Below are 11,845 nucleotides of genomic sequence, written 5' to 3'. Positions count from 1 at the left end.
CGGCAGCCGCCGGCCGTGGCCCCGCCCCCGGCGGCTGCCGCGCCGCCACCGCTGGGGTCGCCGCAGACCCGCCGTGCCCCGGTCGCGGCCACCCCGCCGGAGGAATCCAACGTCGCCACCCGGATGGTCGACATCCTGGGCCTGCGCCACGAACCGGCCGCACCGTCGGGCGCGCTGACCATCGGCCGGTCCACCGACAACGACATCGTCATCCCCGACGTGCTGGCCTCCCGCCACCACGCGATGCTGGTGCCGACCCCGATCGGCACCGAGATCCGCGACAACCGCAGCATCAACGGCACGTTCGTCAACCGGGTGCGCATCGGCTCGGCGATGCTCACCGAAGGTGACGTGGTCACCATCGGCAACGTGGACCTGGTGTTCACCGACGGCACCCTGGTGCGCAGCGCCGACGTGGCCAGCAAGACCGGCGGCCTGGAGGTCCACGGCGTCAACTTCACCGTCGAGCACGGCAAACAGCTGATCTCGAACGTGTCGATGACCGCCCGCCCGGGCACCTTGACCGCGATCATCGGCGGGTCGGGGGCCGGCAAGACCACGCTGTCGCGGTTGATCGCCGGCTACACCACCCCCACCGGCGGCTCGGTCACCTTCGAGGGCCACAACATTCACTCCGACTACGCGATCCTGCGCAGCCGGATCGGGATGGTCCCCCAGGACGACGTGGTGCACCGCCAGCTCACCGTGAACCAGGCGCTGGGCTACGCCGCCGAGCTGCGGCTGCCGCCGGACAGCACCAAGGCCGACCGCGATCAGGCGGTCGCCCAGGTGCTCGAGGAGCTCGAGCTGACCAAGCACGCCGACACCCGGGTGGACAAGCTCTCCGGTGGTCAGCGCAAACGCGCCTCGGTGGCCTTGGAGCTGCTCACCGGGCCGTCGCTGCTCATCCTCGACGAGCCCACCTCGGGGCTCGACCCCGCCCTGGACCGCCAGGTGATGCTGATGCTGCGCCAGCTCGCCGACGCCGGACGTGTGGTGCTGGTGGTCACCCACTCGGTGTCGTTCCTGGACGTCTGCGACCAGATCCTGCTGCTGGCGCCGGGCGGCAAAACCGCCTACTGCGGTCCGCCCAGCCAGATCAGCGCGGCGATGGGCACCAGCAACTACGCCGACATCTTCGCCAAGGTGGGCGCGGACCCCGACGCGGCCAACCGCCGCTTCCTGTCGGAGAACCGTCCGCATCCGATACCGCCGCCGGATGCGCAGAGCCCGGCCGATCTCGGTGATCCGCCGCGCACCGATGTGCTGCGACAACTGTCCACGATCGCGCGAAGACAGATCCGCCTGGTCGTCTCCGACCGCGGCTACACGGTGTTCCTGGCGGTACTGCCGTTCCTGATCGGTGCGCTGTCACTGACGGTGAAGGGTAAAGGCGGGCTCGGCATGCCCGGGATGGATGCGCCCACCGAACCGCAGTACGTGATGGTGTTGCTCAACATCGGCGCGGTGTTCATGGGGACCGCGCTGACCATCCGCGACCTGATCGGCGAACGTCCGATCTTCAAACGTGAACAGGCGGTGGGCCTGTCGACCACCGCCTATCTGATGGCCAAGGTGGCGGTGTTCTGCGTGTTCGCCACCGTGCAGGCGGCGATCGCGACCACGATCGTGATCCTCGGCAAGGGCGGGCCCACCCAGGGTGCGCTGCTGTTCGGCAGCTCCAACGCGGCCGCCAATGTGGAGTTGTTCCTGGCGGTGGCCGGCACCTGTGTGGCCTCGGCGATCCTGGGTCTGGCACTGTCGTCGTTCGCGCAGTCCAGCGACCAGATCATGCCGATGCTGGTGGTGGCGATCATGGGCCAGCTGGTGCTCTCCGGCGGGATGATCCCGGTGACCGGGCGGATCGGGTTGGACCAGGTGTCGTGGTTGACCCCGGCGCGGTGGGGCTACGCCGCGAGCGCGTCGACGATCGACTTCAACCACCTGCTGCACCACGACGCCTCGCCGCCCAACTGCATGCCGATGCCCACTCCGGATGTGCCCGAGCCGGCGGTGCCCGACGGCTGCACCCCCGCGCTGGACGTCAAGCAGATCCCGCAGGACACCCTGTGGAAGCACACCCGCGGCATCTGGCTGCTCGACCTGGGCATGCTGGTGGCGTTGTCGGTGCTCTACACCGCGGTCGTGCGGTGGAAGATCCGGCTCAAGCGCTGAGCAGTGGCGGGCGGTGCTGAGCGGTGGCGGGCGGTGGTGGGCGGTTACGCCGGCCGCAGCACCGCGACGAGGAAGTCGGCGTCGTCGCTGAACGGCCGCAGATCCCAGGTCGACAGCAGCAGGTCCGGGGTGAACCCGGCCGCCGCGGCGTCGGCGAAGAACGCCGCGAACTCGTAGTCACGCCCGGCGCCGAACCCGATGACGGCCCGCCCGTCGGTGTCCAGATGGGCGCGCAGGCGGGCGAGCACCTGACCGCGGGTGCTCGGGGCCACGAACGTCATCACGTTGCCGGCGGACACGATCACGTCGAACCGGTCGCTGATGCCGCGCGCCGGCAGGTCGAGTTCGGCGAGATCGGCGACCAGCCACCGCGGTCCGCGATGATCCTGCGCGGCCGCGGCGATGAGCTCCGGGTCGACGTCGACGCCGACCACCTGGTGTCCCAGTGCGGCCAGCCGACCCCCGACCCGGCCGGGTCCGCAGCCGGCATCGAGGATGCGTGCCCCGCGCGGGGCCATCGCGTCGATCATCCTGGCCTCGCCGTCGAGGTCGTCCCCGGCGCGCGCCATGGCGCGGAACCGCTCGATGTACCACTGCGAGTGTCCGGGGTCGGCCGCGACTTTCTGCATCCAGAGGCTCTGTTCGACCATGGGGTCATTATCGCAAGCCGTCGCAAGCCGCTGCCGCGCCCCGGCGTGCCCCTGCGAAGATGATCTGTTGTGTTCAAGCTGATGTTCCACTCGCCTCGGATCGCGCCCAACACCGGCAACGCGATACGGATGGTCGCGGCGACCGGCGCCGAACTGCACCTGGTGCGGCCGTTGGGCTTCGATCTGTCCGAGCCGAAGCTGCGCCGAGCCGGCTTGGACTATCACGATCTGGCGTCGGTCACGGTGCACGACTCGTTGCCGGCCGCGTGGCAGGTGGTCTGTCCGGCGCGGGTTTTCGCGTTCACCACGGCGGCCACGACGGTGTTCACCGAGATCGACTACCGGGCCGGTGACGTGTTGCTGTTCGGCCCCGAACCCACCGGCCTGGATGCGGTCACCCTGGCCGACCCGCACATCACCGAGCGGGTGCGCATCCCGATGCTGGCGGGGCGGCGGTCGTTGAACCTGTCCAACGCTGCTGCCGTCGCCGCCTACGAGGCGTGGCGCCAGCACGGGTTCACCGGCGCCGTTTAACGGAATACGCGGCGGTTCACCAACTGTCCCAATGGGTTACCGCTTCCACCGGCAGCCTCTTGGCCGGTTTGAACTCGGTGCCCTTGGTGTAGGCGATCGGGAACAGCCCGCCCTGGCTGTACTCCTCATGCGGGATGCCGAGCACCTCGGCGGCTTGCTTCTCGCCGTCGCCGAGGAGGTGCAGTGTGGTCCAGCACGACCCCAACCCGCGGGAGCGCAGCGCCAGGCAGAAACTCCACACCGCCGGGAACAGCGACGCCCAGAACGAGGCGCTCAACCCCAGCGGTGCCTGTTCCACCCGCCCTTTCAGACAGGGAATGAGCAGCACCGGCGCCTCGTGCATGTGCTCCACGAGGTAGCGCGCCGAGTCGGTGACGAACTGCTGGCGTTCACCACGCACATCGCCGTCGTCGTACTGCGGTTTGGGCTGATCGAGATACGGCAGCGCGTTGGCCCGGTAGATGTCGGCGATCGCCTGTTTCTTGCCCGCATCGGTGATGAACATCCACCGCCACCCCTGAGCGTTGGACCCGGTCGGCGCCTGCAGCGCCAACTCCAGACATTCGGTGAGCACCTCCCGGGGCACCGGCTTGTCCAGGTCGAGCCGTTTGCGCACCGCACGGGTGGTGGTCAGGACTTCGTCGACAGTCAGGTTGAGGGTCATGTCGGCAGGCTACCGTCGCAAGCACTGGGCAATCGCGATACCCGTTGGATACCCGGCGATGCCCGGCGGTATCCCGCGATACCTGCGATGCCCCGCGATACCCGGCGATACCTTTGTGCCGTGGCGGCGAAGGCCCTCGGCGTGTCGCCGCCGCCAGTGCACACACCTACGCCGTGAGTGCACAAAGCTCGTCGTCGCAGGACCCGGTTCAGGGCTCGTCGTAGTCGTCGCCGCCCCCGTGGTTGGGGTTGGTGCAGACCGTGCCCTCACAGTCGGGGTCCGGCGATTCCGGGTCGGTGTTATCCGGGCTGTCGGCGTTCTCGGGGTCCTGGCCCGCCCCGTGGTTGGGGTTGGTGCAGATCGTGCCCTCGCACGGCACGTACTCGTTGCCGCCGGCCGGGTCGAGAATCGCGTTGGGGCCCACGAAACTGCCGGCCGGGCAGGCCGGGTCCTCGTTCTGGGCGCAGTACTTCTTGGTGAGGTTGTTCTGGGTGGAGCCGTCGGCCCCGGGCGGGCCGCCGTTGACGGGCTGACCGTTGTCGTCCCAATACCCCTCGCCCGGTGCGGGATTGCCCGGTGTGGGATTGCCCGGGCCGGGATTGGCGGGGCTCGGCGACTCACCGGGTTCGGCGGACTCGCGATCCTGTTGGAGATGCTGGCTGGACCGCGGCGCCTCGGGTTCGTCGCCGCCGCAGCCGGCGATCAGCCAGGGGGCGATGCCGATCCCGATCGCGGCAACCACTGCTCGCATCATCACCGGATGTCCTCACTTCCTCGTCGGTAGTTCTTCGGCGGTCGCTGTTGCCGTCCGGCGCAGCGCACACACGTTGATCGAAGGTACCGATATCAGGCCGCCGGATCACGGATTTCACCGGAAATCCCGGGATGTGGCGGCCACCCCCAGCGGGATCAGACCGAGCTTGTCGGCGAGCACCGTCACCGCTCCGCTGGCGTTTTGCACCTTTCCACGGATCAGCAGCGCCGACGCCGTCGTCGCCACCCGGTGGTAGCGACGCCACACCCCCGGGGTGCACAGCACGTTGACCATCCCGGTCTCGTCCTCCAGGTTGACAAACGTCACTCCCTGCGCGGTGGCGGGCCGTTGCCGATGCGTCACCGCCCCGGCCACCAGCACCCGCGTGCCGTCGTCGATCTCCGGCAGCCGCGCCGCGGGCACCACCCCGAGGGCGTCGAGGTCGGCGCGCAGGAACTGGGTCGGGAAACTGTCCGGGGACACCCCGGTGGCCCACACGTCGGCGGCCGCCAACTCGATGGCGCTCATGTCCGGCAGCGCCGGACCGTCCGTCGGCAACCCCACCCCGGGCAGTCGATCCGGCCGCTGGGTGGCCGCCGCCCCGGCCACCCACAGCGCCTCGCGACGGGTGATCCCGAAACACTCCAGCGCCCCCGACGTGGCCAGCGACTCCGCCTGCACCGCGGAGAGCTGCACCCGGTAGGTCAGGTCGGCCAGGGAACGAAACGGTCCTTTTGCCCGGCGGTCGGCCACCAGCCGTTCGGCCACCTGCTCCCCGATGTGGCGGATCGTCCCCAACCCGAGCCGCACCGCACTACCGCCGTCTTCGCAGTCGGCATGGCATCCGCTGGTGTTCACACAGGCCCGATGCACCACCACACCGTGACGGCGCGCATCGGCCACCAGCGACTGCGGCGAGTAGAACCCCATCGGCTGGGCACGCAGCAGCGCAGCGCAGAACGCCGCCGGATGGTGCAGCTTGAACCACGCCGAATAGAACACCAGCGACGCGAACGACAGTGCGTGACTCTCCGGAAAGCCGTAGTTGGCGAAGGCCTCCATCTTCTCGTAGATCCGGTCGGCCACCGCCCCGGTGATACCGTGCCGCTCACGCATGCCGGTGTAGAACCGGGTGCGCAGCCGGCGCATCTTCTCGGTGGAGCGTTTCGACCCCATCGCCCGGCGCAGCTGGTCGGCCTCGGCGGCGCTGAACCCCGCGCAGTCGACGGCCAGTTGCATCAGCTGCTCCTGAAACAGCGGAACCCCCAGGGTTTTCCGCAGCGCCGAGCGCATCGACGGGTGATCGTAGGTGATCGGGTCCAGGCCGTTGCGGCGACGGATGTAGGGATGCACCGAGCCGCCCTGGATGGGGCCGGGGCGGATCAACGCCACCTGCACCACCAGGTCGTAGAAGACCCGGGGCCGCAGCCGCGGCAAGGTGGCCATCTGGGCGCGGGATTCCACCTGGAACACCCCGACACTGTCGGCGCGGGCCAGCATGGCGTAGACCGCCGGCTCGGACAGGTCGATCCGGGCGAAATCCACGTCGATGCCCTTGTGTTCGGCGACCAGATCCTTGGCGTAGTGCAGCGCCGACAGCATGCCCAGGCCGAGCAGGTCGAACTTGACCAGACCGATCGCCGCGCAGTCGTCCTTGTCCCACTGCAGCACGGTGCGCCCGGGCATACGCGCCCACTCCACCGGGCAGACATCGGCGATGGGGCGATCACAGATCACCATGCCGCCGGAGTGGATTCCCAGATGTCTGGGCAGCCCAGCGATCTGGGTGGCCAACTCGACGACCGTTGCGGGGATCCCCGCAACGGTCGGGTCGTCGTGACGCAGCCCGCCCCAGCGGCCGATCTGTTTGCTCCAGGCGTCCTGCTGCCCCGGGGAGAACCCCAGGGCACGGGCGCTGTCGCGCACCGCGCTGCGCCCCCGGTAGGTGATGACGTTGGCGACTTGGGCGGCATGGGTACGCCCGTACCGGTCGTAGACGTATTGGATGACCTCTTCGCGCCGATCCGATTCGATGTCGATGTCGATGTCGGGGGGCCCGTCGCGGACCGGCGACAAGAACCGTTCGAAGAGCAGCTCATTGGCCACCGGGTCGACGGCGGTGATGCCCAACGCGTAGCAGACCGCCGAGTTGGCCGCCGATCCCCGGCCCTGGCACAGGATGTCGTTTCGCCGGCAGAACTGGGTGATGTCGTGCACCACCAGGAAATACCCCGGGAAGCCCAGCTCGGCGATGACGGCGAGTTCCCGGTCCAGTTGCGCATACGCTGCACCGGTCCGCCCGCCGGGACGCGGCGGCCCATACCGTTCCCGGGCGCCGGCCAGGGTCAACTCACGCAACCAACTGTCCTCGGTGTATCCGGACGGAACGGCGAACGGTGGAAGCCGCGGAGCGATGAGCCGCAGCGAGAAGGCGCACTGGGCGCCGAGTTCGGCTGCGCCGCGTACCGCTTCGGGACACCAGTGGAACAGCCGGGCCATCTCCTCACCGGAACGCAGATGCGCCCCGCCCATCGGGGCCGCCCATCCGGCGGCCGCATCCAGCGACTGCCGGGCCCGGATGGCTCCCAGGGCCATGGCCAGCCGGGCCCGGTCCGGTCCGGCGAAATGCGCCCCGGTCGTCGCCACCAGACCGACCCCGAAGCGCGGCGCCAACGCCGCCAGCGCGGCGTTGCGTTCGTCGTCGCCAGGCTGGCCGTGACAGGTCAGCTCGACGCTGACCCGCTCGGCGCCGAACCGGTCGACCAGATCAGCCAGCGCCGCTGTCGCGGCCTCCGGCCCCCCGGTCTCCAGCGCGTGGCGCAGATGCCCCTTGCGGCACCCGGTCAGGATCTGCCAGTGTCCGCCGGCGGCCTCGGTGAGCGTGTCGAGCTCGAACCGGGGCCGGCCCTTCTGCCCACCGGCCAGATGCGCCGCACCGAGCTGTCGCGACAGTCGGCGGTATCCCTCCGGGCCGCGGGCCAACACCAGCAGGTGCGGGCCGGGAGGGTCGGGCTCTGCGGTGCGTGCCACCGTCCCCAACGACAGTTCGGCGCCGAACACGGTGGCGATCTCCTGGCCGGCAGCGGCGGACTCGGCGGCCGCCTCGGCGAACCGCACCACCCCGTACAGGCCGTTGTGGTCGGTCAGGGCCAGCGCACGCAGGTCCAGCCGCACCGCCTCGGCCACCATCTCCTCGGGCGTGCTGGCCCCGTCGAGGAAGCTGAACGCCGAGTGCGCATGCAACTCGGCGTAATCGACCGCCGAGCGGGTACGCGCCGGGGCCGGGCGCACCGGCGCGGGCGGGGCCGCGGCGACAGGCGCCGGCCGGCCGTCGAGCACCCGCTCCATCTCCGCCCAGCTCGGGGGGCCGTTGTTCCAACGCACCCAACCAGGATATCGAACATCAGTTCGATGTAAATCGACCCGGCGGTCCGCGCGGATTCAGTAGGGTGACGTCGTGCACGCGGTCAGCGGTCCCCCCTCCGGGTTGACTCCCGACGCCCGACTGCGCCGCTACCACAGCGCGTTCGCCGGTTTCGACGTGCCGTTCGCGTTCGTCGACCTCGACGCCCTGTGGGCCAACGCCGACCGGTTGCTCACCCTGGCCGGCGACAAACCGATCCGGGTGGCCTCCAAGTCGCTGCGCTGCCGGTCGCTGCAGCGGGCAATTCTCGACGCCGACCTCCGCTTCGACGGGCTGTTGACGTTCACCGCCGCCGAGACGGTGTGGCTGGCCGGGCACGGCTTCACCAACCTGCTGCTCGCCTACCCCACCACCGACCGTGCCGCGCTGGCCGCCCTCGGTGAACTGACCGCCGCCGCGCCGCAGACCGCCCCGATCGTCATGGTCGACAGCATCGAGCATCTCGACCTCATCACCGCCGCGACCAGCGCCCCCGTCCGGGTCTGCCTGGATCTCGACGCCGGCTACCGCCGCGCCGGGCTGGCGATCGGCCCCAAACGTTCTCCGCTGCGCAGCCCCGCGCAGGCACGCGCGTTCGCCGAACAGGTCGTCCAGCGGCCGACCCTGCGACTGGTGGCGATGATGTGCTACGAGGGCCACATCGCCGGTGTCGGTGACGACGTCGACGGCAAGCCCCTGCACAATCGGGCGGTGCGGTGGATGCAGCGACGCTCGTTCGCCGAATTGCGGGATCGGCGCGCCGAGGCCGTCGCCCGGGTGCGTGAGGTCGCCGACATCAGCATCGTCAACGCCGGCGGCACCGGGGACCTGCACCTGGTGGCCGCCGAACCGGCGATCACCGAGGCCACCGCCGGGTCGGGGTTTTTCGCGCCCACCCTGTTCGACTCCTACACCGCGTTCACCTTGGCGCCCGCGGCGATGTTCGCGCTGCCGATCACCCGCCGGTTCGGCCCCGCCACGGTGACCGCCCTCGGCGGCGGGTATCTGGCCAGCGGGGTCGGCGGCACCGACCGGATGCCGTCGCCGTATCTGCCCGCCGGGCTGCGCCTGGACCCGATGGAAGGCGCCGGGGAGGTGCAGACGCCCCTGCACGGCCCGCCCGCCCGGACATTGCGCATCGGTGACCGGGTGTATTTCCGGCACGCCAAGGCCGGCGAACTGTGCGAGCGGTTCGACCGGTTGTATCTGGTTCGCGGTGACCGGATCGTCGAGGAGGTGCCCACCTACCGGGGGGAAGGACAGACGTTCCTGTGAGCGGACGCGCGTGGCGTAACTGGGCCGGCGGGCAGGCGTGCACACCGGCGTCGGTGGCGCGCCCCACGTCACAGGACGAACTGGCCGAGATCGTAGCCACCGCGGCGCGACGGGGCCAGCCGGTGCGCGCGGTCGGCAGCGGCCACTCCTTCACCGACTGCGCCTGCACCGACGGGGTGATGATCGACATGGCCGGGTTGCAGCGGGTGCGCGCCGCCGACCCGGTCAGCGGACTGGTCACCATCGAGGGCGGGGCGACGTTGCGCAGCCTCGGTGGGCGGCTGGCGGCCTCCGGGTTGGGGCTGGCCAACCAGGGCGACATCGACGCCCAGACGATCACCGGTGCCACCGCCACCGCCACCCATGGCACCGGAGCCCGCTTCCCGAACCTGTCGGCACAGCTGGTGTCGCTGCGGCTGGTCACCGCCGACGGCGAGGCTGTCGACGTCGACGGTGGCGACGACTATCTGGCCGCCCGGGTGTCGCTGGGGGCGCTGGGGGTGATCAGCGAAGTCACCGTGCAGGCAGTGCCGCTGTACGCCCTGCACCGCCGCGATGAGCCCCGCCCGCTGGCCGAGACATTGGATCGTCTCGACGAATTGGTCGACGACAACGATCATTTCGAGTTCTTCCTGTTCCCCTACACCGAGACCGCACTGACCCGCACCACCGCCCGCAGCGTCGCCGAACCCACGCCCACCGCAGCGTGGAAACGCCGGATGCACGCCGGGGTGGAAAACACCGGCATGGACCTGATCTGCCGGGTCGGGCGACGCCTGCCGGCCACGGTGCCGCGGCTCAATCAGCTGATCACCGCGATGATGACCCCGGCCACCGTCAGCGATCACGCCTACAAGGTCTATGCCACCGAACGCAAGGTGAAGTTCACCGAGATGGAGTACGCGATCCCGCGCCGGCACGCGCGGGAGGCCCTCGAACGGGTCGTGGCGATGATCCGCCGGCACCGGTGGCCGATCCTGTTCCCCATCGAGGTGCGCTTCGCCGCCGGTGATGACGCGTTGCTGTCCACCGCGCACGAGCGCGAGACTTGCTACATCGCGGTGCACCAGTACCGCGGCATGGACTTCGAGGAGTTCTTCCGGTCGGTGGAACAGATCATGGATGACTATGCCGGCCGGCCCCATTGGGGCAAGTACCACTTCCAGACCGCTGAGACGCTGCGCAACCGGTACCCGGGGTTCGACCGGTTCACCGCGGTGCGCGACCGGTTCGATCCGCAGCGGGTCTTCGCCAACGACTACACCCGGCGGGTGCTGGGCCCGTGAGCCCCGCTCCGCTTCGACCTCGCCCAACGTGAAGCCACGTTCACGCTCGAGCCCGACCGTGAAGCCAGCTTCACGGTCGGCGAGACCGCACCACCGTGAGCGGTCTCAGCGCCGACGCGCAACGATGACCGGGGTCTGGACCGCTTGCACGACAGCGCTGCTCACCGAACCGAGCAGCATGCCGGTGAACCCTCCGCGGCCGTGGCTGCCGACCACCACCAGCTGCGCGGCCGTGGATTGTTCGACGAGCTGATCAGCGGGGCGCCCGGCCACCACCACCCGGCGCACCTCGACGTCGGGATAGCGTTCCTGCCAGCCGGCCAGCTGCTCGGCCAGCGCCCGCTCCGCCTCGGCGGCCATCGCCGGGAAATCCAGACCGGCGGGCACGTCGTTGACCGCCAAGTCGATCCAGGCGTTGAGCGCCACCAACGGCACCCCGCGAAATGCGGCCTCCTCGAACGCGATCGCCACCGCGTTCTCCGACACCGGCGATCCGTCGCAGCCGACCACCACCGGTGCGGTGCCCGGATGCTCGGCAGCCATGTCCTCGTCGCGGACCACCGCGACCGGGCACAGCGCATGGTGCAGAAGTCCGGAGCTGACCGATCCGAGCAGGCTGCGCCGCAGCCACCCGTGCCCGCGCGACCCCACCACCAACATGGTGGCATGTTTGCTCAGCTCCACCAGGGTGGGAATGGTCGACCCGGTGACGATCTGGCCCCGCACCCGGGCCGGGCGGGCCGACGGCTCGATCTCCTCGATGAGGGCCAGCGCCGCCTGGACGTGTTCTTTGCCCTGCTCTTCCTGCCACTGGGCGTAGCCGGGCGGCATCGGGGTCTCCGGGAACGTCATCGCCACCGGCGAGGCCAACACATGCACCAGCGTGAGGTCCAGGTTGCGCAGCGCGGCCGTGCGCGCCGCCCAGTCCACGGCGGCCCTCGCCGACGGGGATCCGTCGACGGCCACCACGATTCCGTGAGATACACCCGGCGCCGACATTTGGCTCTCCTCTCGCGCGGCCCCGTTGACCGCCTACTGTCATCAAGGCATACCACGTCGGCCGCGCCCGCGGGACCGGCCCGTGTGGCATCGTCGGGGCCAGAC

At 70.1% G+C, this 11,845-nt stretch carries 9 protein-coding genes; 4 read left to right on the top strand and 5 right to left on the bottom strand.

Annotated features, from left to right (window positions below; genetic code table 11):
* A partial coding sequence (locus B8W67_RS15070; RefSeq protein ID WP_207567706.1) for an ATP-binding cassette domain-containing protein occupies positions 1-2,175 on the top strand: 2,175 nt, incomplete at its 5' end.
* A 44-nt stretch (positions 2,176-2,219) separates the two neighbouring features.
* On the opposite strand, the gene B8W67_RS15065 is transcribed toward B8W67_RS15070, so the two are convergent.
* Positions 2,220-2,825 carry a class I SAM-dependent methyltransferase gene (locus B8W67_RS15065; RefSeq protein ID WP_085304784.1) on the bottom strand — a complete coding sequence of 202 codons (606 nt, stop codon included), beginning with the start codon at positions 2,823-2,825 and terminating at the stop codon, positions 2,220-2,222.
* 69 nt (positions 2,826-2,894) lie between these two features.
* On the opposite strand from B8W67_RS15065, the gene B8W67_RS15060 reads away from it, so the two are divergent.
* Positions 2,895-3,359, top strand: a complete 465-nt coding sequence (locus B8W67_RS15060) for a tRNA (cytidine(34)-2'-O)-methyltransferase (protein ID WP_069391122.1) — start codon at positions 2,895-2,897, stop codon at positions 3,357-3,359.
* A gap of 16 nt (positions 3,360-3,375) precedes the next feature.
* On the opposite strand, the gene B8W67_RS15055 is transcribed toward B8W67_RS15060, so the two are convergent.
* The 3 genes from B8W67_RS15055 to B8W67_RS15045 form a co-directional block, all read right to left on the bottom strand.
* Complete coding sequence (locus B8W67_RS15055) at positions 3,376-4,023, bottom strand: nitroreductase family protein (protein ID WP_069391121.1); 648 nt, start codon at positions 4,021-4,023, stop codon at positions 3,376-3,378.
* 208 nt (positions 4,024-4,231) lie between these two features.
* Positions 4,232-4,777, bottom strand: coding sequence for a response regulator (locus B8W67_RS20925; protein WP_197747552.1), 546 nt, complete (start codon positions 4,775-4,777; stop codon positions 4,232-4,234).
* Positions 4,778-4,891: 114 nt separating this feature from the next.
* The gene (locus tag B8W67_RS15045; protein WP_109470028.1) at positions 4,892-8,125 is read right to left on the bottom strand and encodes an error-prone DNA polymerase; all 3,234 of its coding nucleotides are present in this window, start codon (positions 8,123-8,125) and stop codon (positions 4,892-4,894) included.
* Positions 8,126-8,234: 109 nt separating this feature from the next.
* Here B8W67_RS15045 and B8W67_RS15040 point away from each other — a divergent pair, with 109 nt between their 5' ends.
* Together B8W67_RS15040 and B8W67_RS15035 are read left to right on the top strand one after the other, a co-directional pair.
* A complete protein-coding gene (locus tag B8W67_RS15040) occupies positions 8,235-9,455 on the top strand; it encodes an amino acid deaminase/aldolase (RefSeq protein WP_069391119.1) in 1,221 nt (406 codons plus the stop codon).
* A complete protein-coding gene (locus B8W67_RS15035) occupies positions 9,452-10,741 on the top strand; it encodes an FAD-linked oxidoreductase, L-gulonolactone oxidase family (protein WP_069391118.1) in 1,290 nt (429 codons plus the stop codon). The genes B8W67_RS15040 and B8W67_RS15035 overlap by 4 nt, the downstream gene beginning before the upstream one ends.
* 105 nt (positions 10,742-10,846) lie before the next feature.
* Here the strand turns inward: B8W67_RS15035 and B8W67_RS15030 are convergent, their stop codons facing one another.
* A complete protein-coding gene (locus tag B8W67_RS15030; protein WP_069391117.1) occupies positions 10,847-11,740 on the bottom strand; it encodes a universal stress protein in 894 nt (297 codons plus the stop codon).
* Positions 11,741-11,845 lie beyond the last annotated feature (105 nt).

This window comes from Mycolicibacillus koreensis (assembly GCF_002104795.1).
Lineage (GTDB): Bacteria > Actinomycetota > Actinomycetes > Mycobacteriales > Mycobacteriaceae > Mycobacterium > Mycobacterium koreense.
This window is presented reverse-complemented; position numbering and strand designations above follow the sequence as displayed.

Coding starts and splice junctions, on each gene's coding strand:
- B8W67_RS15065 (WP_085304784.1), bottom strand. CDS start 2,825: ATGGTCGAACAGAGCCTCTGGATGCAGAAAGTCGCGGCCGACCCCGGA.
- B8W67_RS15055 (WP_069391121.1), bottom strand. CDS start 4,023: ATGACCCTCAACCTGACTGTCGACGAAGTCCTGACCACCACCCGTGCG.
- B8W67_RS20925 (WP_197747552.1), bottom strand. CDS start 4,777: ATGATGCGAGCAGTGGTTGCCGCGATCGGGATCGGCATCGCCCCCTGG.
- B8W67_RS15030 (WP_069391117.1), bottom strand. CDS start 11,740: ATGTCGGCGCCGGGTGTATCTCACGGAATCGTGGTGGCCGTCGACGGA.
- B8W67_RS15045 (WP_109470028.1), bottom strand. CDS start 8,125: ATGGAGCGGGTGCTCGACGGCCGGCCGGCGCCTGTCGCCGCGGCCCCG.